Here is a 19,340-nt window from a genome sequence, read left to right as displayed (position 1 = left end):
TGATTACCTGCCTTAATGATTCGAACACGTCAATATAATTTCCTATTACTTACTTTATATTTCGACCTGAGCCGACATTGTTTTTTGTATCAAGCGCGCAATTTATTGTATGAAAGCCAATTAGTTCGGTCTACATAACAAGCGCAATGTAAATAAAAAGTTACACTCAAGAGGTTGTTTTTTCATCTATTGCTGGTTTGCATCCTTCCAAAAAGACAGGTCATACCACGATTAAAGTGTCAATAAAGTGTTGCAACCTAGGGGTATCTCAGATTATTTCTAGATTACTCAACAACGAGAACTTAAGGATACAACATGAAAATGACACTTTCTGCATTGGCAATACTAAGCCCTTTAGCCAGTATGACTACCTCTGCATCCGCCGTAGACGTATCACCAAACATTGTTGGTGGTACAGAAACTCCCGCTTACTCAAGGCCCTACCAAGTTGCTCTGTTAATGAATGGCCGACAAGGTTGTGGTGGTACATTACTCAGTCGAGAGTGGGTGCTCACCGCTGCACATTGTTTAGACAGCGCATCAACCAGTAACCTTACGGTAAAAGTTGGTGCCCATTCACTGTCTCAAAATGATGGGCAAGTATTGCGTGTTTCCCAGATCATTAACCATGAACAATGGCGTGGTGCGAATGGGATCCGCTCTGGATACGATATTGCAGCACTGAAATTAGCCTCTCCTGCAGACGCAAAATATACCCCAGCTAAGCTGCCAACTGCGGAAATCGAACGTCAATATGCCAGTGTTGGTAATGCAGTTACTGTCTCTGGATGGGGATTAACCTCAAACCGGGGTCGTCCAAGTGACCGCTTATTAGAAGTTGCACTGCCCGTAATAAGCAATGCTAATTGCTCTAGCCAATTAAATTATAATATACCTAACTCCGTCATTTGTGGCGGTGGCCAAGGTGGCAAGTCTGCCTGCAATGGCGACAGTGGTGGCCCTTATGCTGTGAGAGTTGGTAACGATTTTTACAGCATGGGGACCGTCAGTTGGGGAATTGGCTGTAGTGGTGCAACCGCATTTACTCGCACTACTAGCTACTTAAACTGGATCAAAAATAAAACAGGCCTGAACGACCCTATTGATGCACCGCCAGTGGCGGATTTTGATGTACAAGTGAATCAATTCAACGCGCAATTTACTGACCGCTCAAGTGATGATAAAGCCATTGCATCACACTATTGGCAGTTTGGTGATAGCCAAGGCGGCACATCAAGTGACGCAAACCCGAGTTATCAATTTTCGCAAGCGGGTACCTATACCGTGAGTCTAACGGTTACGGATTCAGCACAACAAACCCATACAACAACTCAGTCAGTACAAATTGGTTCAGCGATGCCGTGTAATGGGGTAACGCCGTGGAGCGCAACAACGGCCTATGCCTTAGGTGATAAAGTCAGCTATCAAGGCTTTGAATATGAGGCAACTTGGTGGTCACAAGGGGCAGCCCCAGATAGATACAGTCAAGTTTGGAGAAAAGGCAGTGCCTGCTCAGACACCACAGATCCGGCTCCAACTGTCGAGTTTTCAGTGACAACCTCAGGGTTAGTTGCCACATTCTCTAACTTAAGTCGTGACAATGGTCAAATCACACAAACAAATTGGTTATTTGGTGACGGCAATAGCAGCACTGAATTTTCACCTACGCATAGTTACCGAGCTGCAGGAGATTATCAAGTGAGTTTAAGTGTGACAGATGATCAGGGGCAAGTGAGCCAAGTTACCAAAACAGTATCCGTGTCTAGTGGCGATAATACCGGTTGTAATGGCATTCAGCCCTGGTCTGCAGAGCAAGTCTACCTTGCGGGTGATCAAGTCACGGTCGGGAATATGATTTATCGCGCCAATTGGTGGGTGCAAGGAGAAAATCCAACCGCCTCAGGTCCATGGGGTGCATGGCAAGCAAATGGTACATGCCGGTAAATATTTTGATAATTGTTTTATTAGTCTTTCAACCTGACTTTTAAAAAGCCTAAGTCCCATGTAACCTGAGCGGTATGATAAACATACTTACCTAACTTCATGGGACTTAATCAACAAACTTCGTCAGAATTAATGCGCCTTGGTGAACGTCTTAAAAGCGTGCTTAAACTCGCTTTTTCAGAGCTTACGCCACATGTGCACAGCATAAACTCTCTGACGGCGTTCTTAAATTACCACCGCTCCAATAGTCAGCGTGTATTTACGGCGCAAAAATCAACCGATGGCCATCAAGTATTGTGTGCACTGCCCGGCGTTAAAGCATTACAAGAGTTTATCGAAAAAGCGTCACCACATATTTCCGCCGCAAGCTATGAAAAATTAAGTAAAGCTCACCAACTTTACGCACGAGCCATCTCACAGCATGCATCAAGCCACGCAGATTTAAAGCGCCAGTTAAACGCATTACATGATAATAAAAGCCCGTCTAAAAGCGATAATCGAGCACAGTTATATTACGCAGCTAAATCATTATTGGGGTTCAGCGTTGAGCATGTGTGCTGCAGCTATGTATTGACGGTCAACCCAAGCAATAATCACTTTTTGCAAGAAGTCGCGATGGTTAGTAAGCTAGGTATACAACGCTCACCAGATGCCGCCCCCTTCGTGCAATTTTATTCTCACCCACACCCCAGTGATTTTGATAAACCCACTCGCTTAACCCAGACATCCAAGATAGAACAAAATAAGTTCAGTATTGGCATTGTCGAACCACTTTCTTCTGCCGGATTCTATAATGCCTATACCAGCTACTCAGTCAGTAATTCAGGAATGGTTTTTGATGATATTCCAAACGTAAATGCACTAGATGCCACATTTATATTCAATAACCCAGATGAACTTGTTAATCCACTTACCCACAGTAGCCAATGCACATCAACCAGTATCTCAATTAAAAACCCCGCAAAAAAGCTCACTCTACTGGTTTTTGTTGATAAAAAGATTAATGCCACCAGCAATGTAAAAGTAGGCTGTTACCATGGCAACCAAAAAGTTGAAGAAGGAAAACTGAATGCCGCAGACATGTGGACAGAGCGGCTACCTGACTTCCCGCAATTACAGGTTGTTTCTTTAGAGTCACCTAAAAATTATATAACCGAACATCCAGAATTGGCCGAAAAAATCGCATTTTTACTCAATTATAGTGAACTCGAAGATACCCAGTTTGCTTGCTATGTGATGGAAGTAGATTTCCCGATTTGGTCTTCTACTTATCGTATTTATTTTGAGCACAGTGAATAAAAAACGTAGTTTGTTACAAAACCTTATTACCTTCCGTAGGCAGCATAGTTAATATGTTGCCTACGGCGGCATCATTCATACATCATTTAATCACTGCGGTGCTCAAAACTAAACGCTTGTTCTTTAATAAGCTCACCAGAGCCTGAACTTGGCGTACTATAAAACTGTACTTGCAATTTATCGTCTTGATTATTCAACGCTATATGCGCAAAACCCCATGTAAAACTTTTTGACCAAATTAGGTCATACTCAGGATAACGCTTTTCTTGTTGCTCAGAGAAAGGTGTATGTTTACCACGCATTTTTGATGCTGCGCCACTAATTATAAGTGGTAATTTGGCCTTTTTATTACCAGGAAGTACACGTGAGCAATCATCCGTTAATAGTTCTAAGTCATGCTCATGGCCCGCAATGTATGCATCAGCATATTCACATAATTCAGGTAAAATTAACCGCCGTAAAACATGACCTTCGTCATACTTACTGCCGCCAATGGACCAAAGAATATGATGCCCATATACAATTTTCCATTTTGCCGTCGAGTTTTTCAAGCCATTTGCTAACCAAGCCAGTTGTTTATGGTCTTCCCCATTAATAGGCACTTCATGACGTTCTATATCCTCAATCTCTGCCTCACCACTTGCCAATGCGGCTGCAAGTCCTTGCTCTGAGCCATCGCTACGCAAAGGGATTTCGTAGTAATGTTGACCTGAGAGGAGCATATTCGTATCAAGCACGAAAAATTCGACATCACTCCCCTCAACACCTTGTTTATAACTATAGTAACCGCGCTCATCCATATAAAAATTAGGTTGAGTGGCCATCCATTCGGTTTGTAACGCAACGCCCTTTCTAGAGGTTTTCCAATCATGATTACCCAGTGCCGAATACACAACGAGATCCGGTTGCTGTACAAATAGCGGCTGTAACGGCTTTAAAATCAAATCATCCATGCGCTTTTGGTCATCTTTGCCATCGTTCGCATCGGCACCGTCAGGATATATATTGTCTCCCAATTGAATTGCAAACTGGCACAACTCAGATGAACACAGGGTTGCCATCGCTTTGCCAACCGCTATCGCCCCTCCTTGCTCAGTGGCAATATTCGTTTCTGGATAAACATAAATCGGCGCATGACTGAACTCTTCTAATGGTCGATGCTCAGCTATCCAGTCTTTTTTCTCCGCAGCTATAAATTCAGCTTTGGTTTTGGGGTTGAGAATATGCTTAGTTTTTGGGTAATCAGTATGGTATCCCCCATCACCCAAGGCCAAAAAAGCGATGCGATTGGCACTATTTGGTTGCGGTACATTCTGACTAAAAACGGTACTGGCACACCCTGCTAAAGTAGTCGACGTCGCGACCATGCTATAAAATAAAAAGTTGTTCATATTCATTGCCGCCAGCTCTCACTGACGGACCTCTTCAATTTTCAAAAAACTATAGTGATGTCAATGTGAAACCCAATTCAAAAGAACGGCCATAGCTTTCATATTGATAGTTATGATCTGGAGTGCCGTGATACGCATAGTAAGGTTCATCCGTTAAGTTAACGGCATTAAAATACAGTTGTGCTTGTTCTGTAACATAGTATTTTGCACTAAAATCGAGTTGCATATGTGCATCTTGATATACACGGGCCCCATTCTCTTCAAACATAAAGCTCTTGCTTTTATAGCTGCTACTAAGCCGTGTACTGATGTTATTGCTCTCATAACCGAACATGATATTGGCAACAATATCTGATTGGTTTGGTAATTTATCATCAGCATCAATGAAGGTACCATTGGCAGAAAACATCAAGCCATTATGAAAGTTTTTTGTATACGCAAGTTCAAGCCCAGTTAAACTGGCTGCTCCTCCATTCACCGCTTGAACAACTTCTTTGTATCCTTCCCACAGTCCATTATCCTGTACCTGTTCAATACTGATGAAATTGTCAATGTCTTTATAAAACACCCCGGCTGAAATCACTCCAATGTTACCTGGATAGTACTCTATCGACATATCCAAGTTATGAGATTCATAAGGGTCAAGAGCCGGGTTACCCACTTCCGCCTTACGCTCCACTTCGATGTTGTCATCCTCTAAGGTCGTTTCAGTTTCAACAATTTGAAATGCCGCAGCATCAGAAAACCCAGGGCGCGCGATGGTGTTGGTATACGCAAAACGCGTAACAAGTTGCTCGGTAAAATCATAACGCACTGTTAAATTAGGCATAATGTGATCATAATCTTTTACAGCATCAAATCGGCTTAAATCAACCCGCTCAGTGTCGGTTGTATCGTCTTTGATCAACTCAACCTTATTACCCGATGTGCTAAAGTCTGTCCCCTCATAACGGACCCCGCCAATAACTTGCCACTGGCCTATATCGACCGTCAACATAGCGTATGCCCCCAGTACTTCCTCTGAAATATGATAACTGCGCCCTTTACTCTCAATGTCGCTATCTAACTGATTGATATCAAACTGTGTTCGGTTCTTTTTTACAAATTGAGCAATACCAGCGCGAGACAAGCCAGGTCCAAAATCACCTAGACTATAAGAAGGTGAGGCACTCCCAAATTGACTCGCCAGTGCATCATCAAAACCACTATCAAAAACGGTGGCATGAGTATCGTTCATTTTGTCCCGTTCTGAATATTTTACGCCAAACTTAAACTCACTGTTAAAACCAGCTACAACAAACTCTTTAGATAAATCGATTTTGAAACTCGTTGCCTCATCTTCCGTTCGGTTGTTTTCCCATACAATTTCATCCAGTTCAAAACGGCTTAAATCGTGTGCGCCTTCATTACGACTCAAAGTAGGTGTTTCTGATAGGCTGCCATACCCTATCATGAGGTCTTCAGCGGCAAAATCAGCATCAATACGGTTAGGCTCTGTTTCGCTAGACTTTGAATAACCTACGCTATATTCGACAAACCATTCACGAAGTTGATGCTCACCTCCTAGTACCAGCGACATAATTTTTTGTGACTCATAGCGGTCTTTGGTGTCTCTATCCATTTCTGCATTACTGAATACCGCAGAGGTATTCGTATGTGTCCCTGCGACCAATGTCCCTTTATCAAACTTATATTCGTTTCGCTGACGAAACTCATCATCTGAAAATTCACTGAACAATGTCCGTAAGTAGTACTTACTCAGTTGGCTTGAGTGTAAGTCTAAATTCAGTGCGGCCCCTAATCTCTCACGTTTTATCACATAATGGCGTTGCTCTATTTCCTGCGCACCAAATAGGCTGACTTCTTCTCCTGTCGTGTCTTCAATATCATATAATTGCCAACCACCGTCAGTTTCCATATTGTGTGAACCGAACTTGCGCTGTGACCAAGACACTGCTGCGGCAACACCTAAATCATACTGTTTCGACAAAGCAACTATATCTGTGAAACTCCCTGATAACTTTGGACTCGTTTTATCAACTTGCGCATTATTCGTTGCCTGTGTAGTCACACTATAACTGCGGCCTTCTCTATCAAAAGCACTTAAACTTTTAACTTCAATGCTCCCGCCAATTGCACTGGCATCCATATCAGGGGTGACTGTTTTACTCACCTCTAAGCTTTGCACTAATTCACTGGGGATCACATCCATCGCCACACTGCGCACACCCGACTCAGGTGATGGTACATTCGCCCCATTTATCGTGACGTTATTCAAACTAGGGTCAATACCCCGGATCCCAACAAAACGCCCTTCCCCCTGATCTCGTTGAATAAACATACCAGGCAGTCGCTGTAATGCTTCAGCCGCATTTTGGTCTGGCAGTTGCCCAATTGCATCACTACTCACAATAGATTTAATGCCAAGTGCATTTTTTTGCCTATTCAAAGCACCAGCCTGCCCAGCTCGTTGCCCAACCACAATTATATCTTCTAATAAGGCATCTCTGGCCCCCAATTGAATGGCCGTATTCAGGGTCTCACCTTTTACAATCTTTACAGTGCGCTCTATCGAAGGCGCGCCCAAATAACTCACATGCAAAGTATATTGACCTTCAGGTAAGTTTGTTAACCTGAATGAGCCATCTCGATCAGAGCTGACACTGCGAGATAACTCTTTTAATGTGACTTTTGCCCCTTCAAAATACACGGTGTTATTTTGATCGCTTACCCGACCTTGTAATGTGTTTGCATAGCTATGCACTGTAAACAGCACACTGGCGGTGGCTAAGGCAAGTTTAGAATATGAAAAATTCGACGGTTTTTGTAATTTCATTTTTGTTTTCTCTTTGCACAGGAGGTCAATGTTTATCCCGCTAAATACGGCGACGCAGCAAAGGTAAAAAAAGTACATGAAACAAATATGTCAGAACTATCTAGACAACCTCATAAAGGCGTATTTACCCGGCTATTTTATGCCCTTTCATCAAGTAATGAGCTTATTTAACCCCCCTCTTGGATCAGCTTTATCGTGATAGATACCGCTCACCTACCACTAAACACGGGTTATTGTCATAAATATGTGCCCTTTAGTGAGCTAAAGTGACCCTATAAGGTGAATAACTCTGCAAATACAATAACGCATAACAGCTTAATCAGCGGCCAATAAATTAGCGATCTCTATGCCTCACTCTTTTATAAAATTACACACCACATTATTAAGCACTTTGCTTTTTATGCTATTTTTCGCACTGCTCGTTGTGTTTCAGCTAGGTACCCTAAAACCTGCAGTGGACATCGACTGGGTGGATAGTGTTGCTGAAGGAGGGATCGCCTTTATGACTTTAATTTGGCTACTCACCACCTTAATCATGCGACCAAAAGGCACCGTAACTAACTTGCTATTTTTTGGCCTCAGTGCCATGCATATAACCCTATTACTGGATTTCTTAGATGAGTTTTTTACTTTCTCAAAACACCATAGCTGGTTAAGCAGCCTAGAAGCATTTCCAGCGGTGGTTGGCATGATCTTTATGAGCCTAGCAATGTATTATTGGGGTCAAGAGCAACGTGTACTCAACCACCTGTTGACAAAAAAAGAACGGTTTTATCGCACCCATGGTTTACATGATTTTATTACCGGGCTGTATCGTGCTGATTATATGAAAAGGCAAATTGAACAAGAGCTTATTAAACTAGCTAACACTTCCAATTGCTTTTGCATTGCTTTATTTGACATAAAAGGATTCGCACTTTTTAACCAGCGCTATGGCTCTATACGCGCCAACAATCTATTATTTGATATTGGTCAGATTATTACTTTAAACCTGCGAAATACCGATTTGGCGTGTCGTTTTGCATCTGATCGTTTCATCGTATTATTACCAAATACCAGTCACCTAGAAGCAACCTACATAACAGAACAAGTGGCCAATATGGTCGCGCAACACACGCCGTATGATCAAAATCAGGCTAAGACCGGTTTTAGTCAAGTACACTGGCACTGTGTAGAAGCGGCTGATACAGATACGTTGAGCAATTTACTTAGCGAACTAAATCAAGGGCTCGAACAACAAAAAAGAGCAACCACAGTATGAAGTCCTACTTTGATGCCGAAACAGCTTGCCTAAGTAGCCAATCATTATTATTGCCACTCATTGAAATGGCAATGCAACGTGGTGTGAATAGTCATCAAGTACTGAAAGGCAGCAAACTCTTTTATGATGACCTAACTAAGAGTCAAAAAATGCTGAGTTTTAGGCAACTTAACACCGTTATAGAAAATACGATACACCTGCTGCCAAGCGACGGGCTAAGCTTTTTATTAGGTCAACATTGGTTATTCAATCAAACCAGTTATAGTGGGCAAGCCTTACTCAATTGTAAAAACCTGATGCAAATGAGTCGAGTGATATGCTTAAAGCAATTTACGCTCTGTCCGTTGGTGTTTTTTATTCCTTATCGCTGTGATAGCCACACTCACTACGTGTTTAACTTGGCGATTGGAATGCCCCCGCCCAAGGTTATTGAATTTTACTTTGAAATGATTGCAGCAAAAATGAATGCGCTGTGTAAATGGAGATTCGACTTTACAGACAAGATACTCGTGAAGTTCCCTTTTAGTGCCCCTGAACACCTAGAGCAGTATTATGCTCACTTGGCCGTACAATATCAGTTCGAGCATCCCTATTTTTGTATTTCTATACCCAATGAGTTGCTCAGAGTTTCACAAACCACTGCGACGCCCATCATGCATCATTATTATTTGCAGCAAGCTAATAGCACGACTGAACAGGTCGGGTTTATTCAACATATATCAAAGCAACTTATAAAAAGTCCAAAGTGTAGCAGCGACGCCATCGCACATAGTTTAAACATCAGCTCGGCGACTCTCAAACGAAAGTTAAAAAACCATAATACTTCTTTGCAAACCCTTAAAGATGCCTTAGCTAAACAGCATGCGGTCATTAATATCACAGAGCGGGGCTATTCAAACGAACAAACGGCGCTTCAGTTGAACTTTTCTGACTTGACCAACTTTCGGCGCACATTTAAACGTTGGACTGGCATGACCCCTTCGCAATTGCGCAGCACAGTCGCGTTAAATACTTAAATAACCTTAGTCGCACAAATATAAGCAAGCTCAATCAATAAAGGGGTTTTAACGACGTTGCGACTATCCATGTGCTGGAATTATTTCCCAATCGGTGCACTGTAAATGATCTCTTGTCGCATGGCACAACGCAGACCAAATAGTGACAAAATGCGCTTTTTGAATATCGCTTCCGCTGTGCATTATGCTATTAGAAATAGCAGTGACTACTGGCGGCGCATAAATATAAGGATGTGAACTCTTATATTTTTTATATATCCAACTATCTTGGCCAAACTTGTCTTTCAACTGTTGCTTACGTAATGAATGTTGATCATTCTTTTCTTGGACTTTTTGCGACGCATATATCGCTTCTGGTTTTTTCGCTGTGGCTTTTGTTGATATTAAGTTCGGCAGCGGTACGTTAGCCTGCGTCACCATTTGGGTATAACCGTCTTGCATCAATCGTAACCGGTTGTTACCTGTTGATACTGTAGTAGACGCTAATGTCGCAGGCCATACTTTATCAAGTTGGATCTTGGATAAAGTGGATGCACTGTGGATCCCCATATATTCGTCTGGCAACCCCAACATATGGCCAAATTCATGAGTCATTACCACATATTTGTGTGGCACTGTGCGCTCAACATCTTCAGGCGTTCTAATAACAATCAGCACCCCTCCATCCTGACCCGATACGGTATGATTGCGTGTACGCGTTTTTAAAAAGTTGACTGCATCTTTTGCCCATTGTTGCGACGTGTCTGAAACAATCGCAAAGTTATCACCGACAATACGTTCATTGATATAACTTGCAATTGATGTCGCACGTTTCGATTCTAAATTGTGCGTAAACATACTGTCATTCTTACCTTTGAGGCCAATAACATATGCTTTAACGCCTAATACATCAGGGGTGCGCCTCGCTCTGACAATACTTAAAAAACGGTCCAGATAGGTTTTCATACCCGATGCGAGCGTATGCTGATCTGATGAAAAAGTTAAAAAATCGCCATCTCCAGCAGGTAATAAGCCCCGTAACCCAGAACGTAACAACCCTTCTTTGTAGTTAAATATTTGCTCTTGATTCTTCGTTATATCCACTTCATTGGCAAAGTTATTAACACCACAAACATGAGGAACCACACCGTGGTTTATGCCGCCACTGGACTTATAACGGGCCAGCTTTTTAACCTCTATGACATATCGACAATAAGCAGGGTTACTGACTTCGGCTATGACGAAATCAATCCCCATCACAAACTCTTCCCAGCTTTGCTTGGTACAGCGAATTTTATAAATATTTGACCATTTTTCTAAAATGACACGCCGTGTATCTCGCTTAAAATCGTTTTTTTGACTCATGGTCCAAGTAAGTTGATCTTGTAGATTATCTATAAAACGATAGAAAACTTTTACCACGACTGTAATTTTCTTTTTATGTGGCTCTACTTTTAAATCAAATTTACCGATATTAGTCGCCGGTACGAAGTCCTTAACGACTAAACTCCCTCGTATGCCTTCTCTAATGAAATCGTCCTTCATCCTAGACCTTTTTTATTACCAATAATAATAACTGCGCACTATAGCTTAACCCTCTACATGAATCAAAACTCAAATTATAAAGACACAAGGCCATAAACTGGCGCTATTTTCAAACCTAGTACCCGCTTTAATTCATCGTTTTAATCTAATGTTCTTATAGAAGGCCAACATTCTGAGTAATAGGCCATTGTTCAATAAGAGCCCACAAAACCAACGCATTTACTAAATAGCACAGCAAAAAAACACCCACCCCATAAAAACAACACAAACGAGAGTTATTTGCATTTTAATTTATTGCATTTTTCAGTAGACTATTGCCGAATTTTTGTTCCCAAATACTCTCTGGATAAAAGATGAAAATAAATCAAATTGCACACGCTATAAACGTCGCTTTATTGGCAACAAGCATAACAACCGCCGTACACGCCGACGAAGAAAAAGAATTAGAAGTTATCGTTGTACAAGGCCAAAAAATTGACCGTACCTTGCAAGATACACCAACAAGTGTTGCTGTATTAACAAGTAAAGAGATGCAAAACAATAACATTACCAATATGAGTGATGTGATGTCTATGATGCCAAACGTGGCTGGTGACTTTAACAAAGGCTTCAGTATTCGAGGCATAGACGCGTTTTCAGTGTCAGGAAGTGGTAATAGCTTTTTAACCAGCGTATATCTTGATGGTGCTCCTCTACCTTTTAGAATGATAAAAAGTGGTGGCTTGTCTGTGTGGGATTTATCTCAAGTAGAAGTATTTCGTGGCCCTCAGTCCACCCTGCAAGGTCGAAATGCGTTGGCTGGTGCCATTGTCTTACGCTCTGAAGACCCAACCTATGAAACAACGGGTAAAGCACAATTCACACTGGGCGACCATGGCCAGTATGGTTATGCATTTGCCGGTGGCACATCGCTTATAGATGACATGTTAGCTTTTAGAGTGAGCTATGAAGACAAATCTCTCGATGGTGATATATACAATACAACCCGTGACGATTTCTCAAATTTTGAAGACAGTGAGACATTACGTGCCAAGGTACTTTTTGAACCAAACCAAGATGTAGATGTGCTTTTCACGTACACGCAAAACGTCAATAAATATGGACCGAATTGGAGTCTATATAACTATGGTGAATCTCTATATGACCGCACCGTAGACTTTAATACCCATATTTGGGAACAAACAGATACCGATATCTATACCATAGAAGTCACGTGGGACATTAATGACTCATTCGCATTACATTCTATTTCAACTTATAACGAGTCTGAGTACCGTTATAACTGGGATGGTGATATGTCTTCAGAGCAAATCGTAAGAGATACCCAAAATAGACGCGTAGACGAAACGTTTAGTCAAGAGTTACGTCTAACATACGATACAGATACGTTACAAGCGGTGATTGGTGTGTATACCTCAAAAGTCGACGTGGCCGATAAAGCAGATGGCGAACGTTACTTTAGATTGTATGATGCGATTGGTGTATCTGACTTTACGACTGCAGTCGCTGGCTTTTTAATGCAAGCACAAGGACTACCAGCTCAAGTAGCCATGCAGACTGCAGCGATGGTGGCACCACTATACCCTGATATAGACCCTTTAAAACTAGAAATGGACTACGGGCTAACACAAGAAGTAAAAACATCGGCGATTTATGGCGACCTTACCTGGTCTGCCACAGATAAAATCGATATTTTGGCAGGCCTAAGGTATGACACAGAGGAGCAGTCAAATAGCTCAAATAACGAGTATCGTATTAACAACAGTATGCCAGATCCCACGTCTCTACCAGCGCCTATTAATGCAGTCGTTGCAGGGCTTAACCAGTATTTAAACGGTTTTGCTGCAGCGGCGACAGGGGTAGAGCCTGTTTCGTCAACCGATTTAAATGCGTGGCTCCCTAAATTAGGTGCTAGTTATCATATTGATGCAGATACCACCACAAGCTTTATTTATCAGCGTGGTTATCGCTCTGGTGGCGTTGGGTTTAACATTGCTCAATCGCGCATCTATACCTACGAACCAGAATATACTAATAACTATGAGTTCTCGTATCGCTCCGTTTTACTTGATGGTAAATTAGTATTTAATACCAATGCATTTTTACTAAAGTGGGAAGATCAACAGGTCGCTAGAAATTATGGGTCAACATTTAATGTGGAGACCGTTAATGCTGGCGAATCTAAAGTAAAAGGCTTTGAAACAGAAGTATTTTATTACCCAAGCGAAAAACTCAGTATTAAAGGGGGAATTGGTTTGGCCAAGACAGAATTTACCCACTTTATTTCTAACGGTGTTGACTTAAAGGGCCGCGCATTCGAAGACTCTCCTGAGTGGACTGCTAACATTGCCTCAAACTATCGCTTTGATAATGGACTATATCTGAACGTTAACGCCAAATATACCGATTCAAGTTCTGCCTATTTAGACCCTGAAAATGATATGAGTGCCGTGAAGTATGCTGTTAATAATAATCCAAGAAATGATGCCAGAGTCATTGTAAATGCACAAATGGGCTATCACTGGGATAAATACAGTGTCAGGTTAGATGTGAGTAACTTGCTTGATGAGGAATATATAGTCACCTATTTTAATGACGCCGACGATAGACAAAACACATTTGGCTCATACGGCCAATCGCAAATCGGTCGTTCACGTCAAATATCAGCAACCTTTCAGATGGACTTTTAAAAATAAATAAAAGTAAGGGGGAAATAGCATTAACCCCCTTTTTTGTAATACCACTTTTATCACACAGTCATTTTTTCGGACAGGTTCCTAAAGATAATACCTCAGGTAAAGCCTATCTTTTTTAAACGCATTATTACTGAACTGCTTATAGGTGAACACCAAATTTTTATTCTTAATATCAAAATCTCCCTAACAACCTAAGAAGCCAAAATTAAAAAAACTCTATAAAACTGCCTTTAAAAAACGATGAGGGAGCTACATTCATTTCACAATCCCAGCTGTAAAAAGTGAATAACTGCCAAACTCTCCTGAGTAAAGTTATCAAGGTTCATTATTAACACTTGAAGCCTTTCGCCTATAAAAAACTGCACCAATCTATCTTATTTTGGAGTATTTTAATTATGCAAGTTCAACACTTTGCGTAAAGTTAAACATTTCCTCTGGGTCATATTTAGACTTTATTTTTTGCAACTGATAATAGTTACCGGCGTAATATGCTTGTTGCCAATCTAGTATCAGAGGATCCATGTAATTAACATATGCACCACCCGTACTCCAAGGGGCCATAATTTCTCTAAATTGATTCTGCCACTTTTGCGTCTCATCAATCTGCTCATTGGTCGACGAAATATTGATCGGTGCATAATACTCAGCACTAATATTCGCCCTTCGATGGGGGTAAGCAGTCTCTGTGACCTCAGTATGTTTAATTGCACCACCTAACAAATTAAAAATAATCATGCCATACTTACCTTCATTGATGCTTTTTTCAATAAACCCTTTCAATGTTTTAATACCACTTGGAGGAATAATCCCTTCAAAAAAGTCTGAACTTGCACCAAACGCGCTTCGCTGCATTCGTCCACCCGCAGATTGCACACTTAAATGGCAGCTAGGTATATTATTTACGCAATTCCCTAACATGATGTCTCGATAACTTTCAGTCGATTCATTGTTTGATAAAGGCGAGGTATGAACTGCCGCAATAAATTGTTCCCAGTAGCTTCTCGCCTCATCGGCTTGATTAAGACAAAATGCTCGTACAGTGACTCTCACGGAACCATTTATCCAATTGGGAAGGCATTGCGCCCACATTTCATCTGGCCAGCTCTGTGCTAATACTTGCCACTTCGACATAAGCTGCTCGAAGTCATTGAAGCTGAAACTTGCTTCAAATACATTTATGTCTTGGGTTTTATGAGTTCTAAATACAAACGAAGTAACAATACCAAAGTTTCCGCCGCCTCCACCTCTTAACGCCCAAAATAAATCTGAATTCTCATTATTATTACAGGTCAAAAGCTCACCTTGAGCAGTCACAATCTGTGCAGATTCAAGTACGTCACATGTTAACCCATGAGCCCTACCTATCACGCTAAACCCCCCACCCAATGTCAAGCCTGCAATGCCAACACTTAAACATGTACCTGCAGGAATACAAACCGATTGATTTGTTAATTGATCATAAATATTAACAAGTCTCGCACCTGCTCCAATCGTCGCATAACCATCGTCAATACTGATAGAGTTCAACTGTGAAACATCTAACACAACACCTTCAGTTGTTGAGTAACCAGCGTAGCCGTGACGCCCAGAACGAGGCACAATGTGTAAATCATGCTGCTTAACGAATGATAATACGGCAATGACATCATCTGTTGTTCGACATTTAGCAACAGCTTGCGGGTAAATATGATCAAAGCGAGTATGAAAAACCAACCGTTCTTGAGAATAATCAACAACATTAGTTGGCAAAATTAGCTCACCATTCAATTGTTCTGACAAACCTTGCCATTGCTCAGCACTGAGCTTACTCACCACTGTTGGTGCTGGTGGCACTTCGACTACCGAAGAACTCGCTATTTTTGAACCAGCACTCCCTCCTCCACAAGCAGTTAAAAAAGCGGATACTGCTGAAAACCCTAAAAACTGGCGGCGATCCATAAACACATCCTTGAATTATTAAAATAATTGTTCATATAGTATGCAAAAAAGTTTCCTAATAAAGAAGGTGATAAATAAACTAACTGCAAGTAAATTAGAATATTTCATGTATAAACACAGATTCAAGTTACTGTGAAAAAGCGAATATCAACTGCTACTCATCACGCTCAATTCTCTTCACTCATTTGAACGTGATATTGTAAAGCATCGTAAAAGGGCTAGACCTAATTGAGCAAATAATGCTATTAAAATCAACTGTTGATACTTCTAAGCGGAACTAGGGAGAATATTGTAGTCGTGTTTATTTTGCCATTATTACACTTAATTAAGTTATGGTGATTTTATAACCTCCAATCAGATGGTCAAATTCAATGTACCAGGACAGGCTTGACTAGCATTATTGCATTGTTGTTAGATAACCCAATAAAATCAACAAGTCCTCACAACAAAAACATTAACACTCATATCCACTTCTATATCTCCCTAAAAAGATAGTGGGTAGGATATTCATGTTAAAATAAAAAGGTATATCACACCTTGTCAAGGCTAAAAAAATTACCCTTCCAAAAAACACCCTGAATGTATACAGATAATTGAATAAATAATAACTTTTAAAAATCTTTTAATGGAAAAAACTCATCGACTCTATCACCGCAACAAAAGCTAATAAATAGGTAAACAGCATCCCCTAAAAAATAAATAACGCCTAATTAAGTAAATTATATAAAGTTGACAATCAAAAAAAATCAATGCAGTTTAATTATTGGGTACTAGGAGTTTAAAACGTTAAAGGGAAAAAAATGAATAAAATGACATTAGCATTACTTTGTTCAGGTTGTTTTTTTACACAAACAGCTTTAGCTGATTATTCAATTAGCAGAGTGGTTGAAATGATTTCGGGAGGCGAACAAGTTCAGTACACAGTGACTAATAATCCATTTAATGAGCTAACTTTGCAATCAACAAGCTATGCTGTGGCATTGCCTAACGGCACTGAGCTAATGCTAGAGTTTACTAGCAGCGAGCTACACGACACTTCTGGTGCGCTTTTTTTACGAGATGAGTTTGGAGATACAAGAGGCACAATAAGCATTTCAAGAAAAGGTAAAACACAAGGCATCATTAACACGCCTCATGAATCATTCCATCTATTCAGCCAAGACAATAAACTTATAGTCATGGAGTCTAAGCTACCATCTGGACTATCTGAAGAATCTGAATTAGAGTTTATGGCAGGGGCTAAAAAATCAAAGGGTTTACTCTCATTACCCGCACAGTTATCAGATTTAAAAACTGTAACTCCAACAAAACAACAAACTCTACGCTTATCTCTCTATTATACAAATGACGTGAAAAAATTTCTCGACACAATTGGTGTAGGGCCCAAAGAGTATCTTGAATTTTACATCGACAGTACAAACCAAGCCTATAAAAATAGTGGCGTGAATGTTCGTATTGAAATAGCAAATATAACAGCCGTTGACTACGATGAGTCCAACGCGTCTATTTCTGCGGTAGAGTTTTTTCTAAGCAAAGGTGAAAACCTAAAGCGACTGTTCCCAAGTTATGATTTTATTTGGGACAATGACGCTATGGATGAAGAGCTTAAAGAAAGTGCGAAGTATGGCTCTGATATGGATATGCTCATTACTAATTTACTTGAACAATATTGTGGTGTAGCCCAAGTTATAGGTGCTGAAAAAAGAGCACAGTCTATGGCTGTAACCAATATACATTGCCTACAAATAAATACACTCCCTCATGAAATAGGTCACTTATTCGGTGCTGAACATAATTGGGAAGCTACAGCGGAAATTCCTTATATCGCTCAATATGCACACGGCTACTATGATGCTGAAGACTGGTCATTTAGAACAATTATGTCTTATAGCTGTGTAAGAACAGCTGGAGGGCCAAAAGAGTGTCCAATAATCAACTATTTTTCAACTCCTCTTAGAGAGTTTAATGGAAAATATATTGGAACAGCACACGAATACGATAATGTCCGCCAACATAATGAATGGGCCCCCTTACTGACCAACTTTTCTAATGGTGCTGACTGTAAACAATTTGATTCATGGACTCTCGATAAAACCTATCAAAAAGGAGATGAGATCTCACATAATGGCATGCTTTATAGAGCCAATTGGTGGAGCTATAACGACAACCCAGCGGTCACAAGTAGTAAAAGTGAATGGAAAGAAGTTTGGCAAACGGTCACTTCATGCCAATAATTTAAGACGTATAATTATGAGCTATAAAACGCAACACTAAGTTGCGTTTTCTGTATAAAGTAATTGCATTCGATAGTTAAAAATCGTACTAACAAGGAATAAATTCGACTCCTTTATAGTTCATCTACTTCAACGCCTATGAACAATTATTGTGGTTTAATTATTTAGGAAACAACGTCTCTCTAAAAATAGCCTTAAAATAGAAACCATTACACAGATTATTACTATATGTGACGATTTATGACACGCTACCGACCTTAAAACAGCCCTTTTTGCACTCTAAATTTATTGCGTTTTTAAATAGCATGGTTAGTAGAGTTAACAATAAAAACACAAATGCATTAACAATGTAATTTACAAAGGTATTTTTATTCTACAAGACAAATTCACCAGCATATGGGCTGTAAAAATAAAAAGATATAAAATAAAATTATTATTAAGGAAAAAATTAAAGTTACTGTGAAATTTTAGTGCTATCAAGCACTGCTCAGGGCAAGAGCATGAAAAACTGCTATAGATTCAGTACTTTTTCAAGGTAAGATGTACTGCGCATCGCTGTATGTTGTCTTGCTGACATGCCTTTATTAAAACTCGTCTCAGCTTTGAGTTGATTAAATTCAATGTGCCTCAGCCCTGCAAATACAGGGGCAGCTCCTTCAAGCCTAATTCGACGTTCATCTTCTTTAAACCCGATATCTAAACGCCAATATAACCAGGGTTAGATCGTGAGTGTATATTAAGCAATTAACACAACCTACCTTGCTTTAAGGAGTCAAACATGATCGTATACTCTATTTTTGAGTAACGCCCATTATGAGCCTGAACGTTTTGACAAAACACTTTGAATTAATAGAAGACCCACGACAAAAAATTAAAGTGATTTACCCTTTACACGACGTCTTGTTTCTTACCGTAGCAGCTATCATTGCTGGTTGTGAAGGCTGGGAAGACATTGAAAATTTTGGCCATTGTAAGCTCGAATGGCTGCATCAGTATGCTCCTTTTAAGTACGGTATTCCAGTTCATGACACCATTGCACGTCTTGTCAGTCGTGTTAACCCTGACGCACTTCATAAGTGTTTTGTACAATGGATGAAAGAAACCGAAACACTTACTGACAACCAAGTGATTGCCATTGATGGAAAAACCCTGAGGCGTTCTTATGACCCATCTGACAGAAAGTCGACTATTCATATGGTCA

The 19,340-nt window shown here is 40.5% G+C and carries 11 protein-coding genes; 7 read left to right on the top strand and 4 right to left on the bottom strand.

Features of this window, described 5'->3' with window-relative positions:
- The first annotated feature begins 315 nt into the window (after positions 1-315).
- Positions 316-1,944 (top strand): trypsin-like serine protease, encoded by a 1,629-nt coding sequence (locus BGP78_RS01225; RefSeq protein WP_119859698.1) that lies wholly within the window; start codon positions 316-318, stop codon positions 1,942-1,944.
- 99 nt (positions 1,945-2,043) lie between these two features.
- Complete coding sequence (locus BGP78_RS01220; protein WP_147386047.1) at positions 2,044-3,243, top strand: hypothetical protein; 1,200 nt, start codon at positions 2,044-2,046, stop codon at positions 3,241-3,243.
- A gap of 86 nt (positions 3,244-3,329) precedes the next feature.
- On the opposite strand, the gene BGP78_RS01215 is transcribed toward BGP78_RS01220, so the two are convergent.
- Together BGP78_RS01215 and BGP78_RS01210 are read right to left on the bottom strand one after the other, a co-directional pair.
- Positions 3,330-4,634, bottom strand: a complete 1,305-nt coding sequence (locus BGP78_RS01215) for a metallophosphoesterase (protein WP_119859696.1) — start codon at positions 4,632-4,634, stop codon at positions 3,330-3,332.
- 49 nt (positions 4,635-4,683) lie between these two features.
- The gene (locus BGP78_RS01210) at positions 4,684-7,470 is read right to left on the bottom strand and encodes a TonB-dependent receptor (RefSeq protein WP_119859695.1); all 2,787 of its coding nucleotides are present in this window, start codon (positions 7,468-7,470) and stop codon (positions 4,684-4,686) included.
- A 400-nt stretch (positions 7,471-7,870) separates the two neighbouring features.
- On the opposite strand from BGP78_RS01210, the gene BGP78_RS01205 reads away from it, so the two are divergent.
- Together BGP78_RS01205 and BGP78_RS01200 are read left to right on the top strand one after the other, a co-directional pair.
- Positions 7,871-8,731 carry a GGDEF domain-containing protein gene (locus tag BGP78_RS01205; protein ID WP_259386072.1) on the top strand — a complete coding sequence of 287 codons (861 nt, stop codon included), beginning with the start codon at positions 7,871-7,873 and terminating at the stop codon, positions 8,729-8,731.
- A complete protein-coding gene (locus BGP78_RS01200) occupies positions 8,728-9,747 on the top strand; it encodes a helix-turn-helix domain-containing protein (RefSeq protein ID WP_119859693.1) in 1,020 nt (339 codons plus the stop codon). The genes BGP78_RS01205 and BGP78_RS01200 overlap by 4 nt, the downstream gene beginning before the upstream one ends.
- Before the next feature lie 63 nt (positions 9,748-9,810).
- Here the strand turns inward: BGP78_RS01200 and BGP78_RS01195 are convergent, their stop codons facing one another.
- Positions 9,811-11,271 carry a hypothetical protein gene (locus BGP78_RS01195; RefSeq protein WP_119859692.1) on the bottom strand — a complete coding sequence of 487 codons (1,461 nt, stop codon included), beginning with the start codon at positions 11,269-11,271 and terminating at the stop codon, positions 9,811-9,813.
- A gap of 353 nt (positions 11,272-11,624) precedes the next feature.
- On the opposite strand from BGP78_RS01195, the gene BGP78_RS01190 reads away from it, so the two are divergent.
- Positions 11,625-13,961, top strand: coding sequence for a TonB-dependent receptor (locus BGP78_RS01190; protein ID WP_119859691.1), 2,337 nt, complete (start codon positions 11,625-11,627; stop codon positions 13,959-13,961).
- 399 nt (positions 13,962-14,360) lie between these two features.
- On the opposite strand, the gene BGP78_RS01185 is transcribed toward BGP78_RS01190, so the two are convergent.
- The gene (locus tag BGP78_RS01185; protein ID WP_119859690.1) at positions 14,361-15,905 is read right to left on the bottom strand and encodes an FAD-binding oxidoreductase; all 1,545 of its coding nucleotides are present in this window, start codon (positions 15,903-15,905) and stop codon (positions 14,361-14,363) included.
- 800 nt (positions 15,906-16,705) lie between these two features.
- On the opposite strand from BGP78_RS01185, the gene BGP78_RS01180 reads away from it, so the two are divergent.
- On the top strand, positions 16,706-18,139 hold the full coding sequence (locus BGP78_RS01180) for a M12 family metallo-peptidase (RefSeq protein WP_119859689.1): 1,434 nt from the start codon (positions 16,706-16,708) through the stop codon (positions 18,137-18,139).
- An 813-nt stretch (positions 18,140-18,952) separates the two neighbouring features.
- Positions 18,953-19,340: ISAs1 family transposase (locus BGP78_RS01175; RefSeq protein WP_119859688.1), on the top strand; the 388-nt coding region annotated here is incomplete at its 3' end.

The organism is Pseudoalteromonas sp. MSK9-3 (assembly GCF_003590335.1).
Lineage (GTDB): Bacteria > Pseudomonadota > Gammaproteobacteria > Enterobacterales > Alteromonadaceae > Pseudoalteromonas.
The sequence above is the reverse complement of the archived record's forward strand: the minus strand, read 5'-3'. Positions and strand labels throughout refer to the sequence as shown.

Bases quoted from the DNA above. Each gene is read 5' to 3' on its own strand.
- BGP78_RS01210 (WP_119859695.1), bottom strand. From the start codon at position 7,470: ATGAAATTACAAAAACCGTCGAATTTTTCATATTCTAAACTTGCCTTA.
- BGP78_RS01190 (WP_119859691.1), top strand. From the start codon at position 11,625: ATGAAAATAAATCAAATTGCACACGCTATAAACGTCGCTTTATTGGCA.
- BGP78_RS01200 (WP_119859693.1), top strand. From the start codon at position 8,728: ATGAAGTCCTACTTTGATGCCGAAACAGCTTGCCTAAGTAGCCAATCA.
- BGP78_RS01205 (WP_259386072.1), top strand. From the start codon at position 7,871: ATGCTATTTTTCGCACTGCTCGTTGTGTTTCAGCTAGGTACCCTAAAA.
- BGP78_RS01225 (WP_119859698.1), top strand. From the start codon at position 316: ATGAAAATGACACTTTCTGCATTGGCAATACTAAGCCCTTTAGCCAGT.
- BGP78_RS01185 (WP_119859690.1), bottom strand. From the start codon at position 15,905: ATGGATCGCCGCCAGTTTTTAGGGTTTTCAGCAGTATCCGCTTTTTTA.
- BGP78_RS01220 (WP_147386047.1), top strand. From the start codon at position 2,044: ATGGGACTTAATCAACAAACTTCGTCAGAATTAATGCGCCTTGGTGAA.
- BGP78_RS01180 (WP_119859689.1), top strand. From the start codon at position 16,706: ATGAATAAAATGACATTAGCATTACTTTGTTCAGGTTGTTTTTTTACA.
- BGP78_RS01215 (WP_119859696.1), bottom strand. From the start codon at position 4,634: ATGAACAACTTTTTATTTTATAGCATGGTCGCGACGTCGACTACTTTA.
- BGP78_RS01195 (WP_119859692.1), bottom strand. From the start codon at position 11,271: ATGAAGGACGATTTCATTAGAGAAGGCATACGAGGGAGTTTAGTCGTT.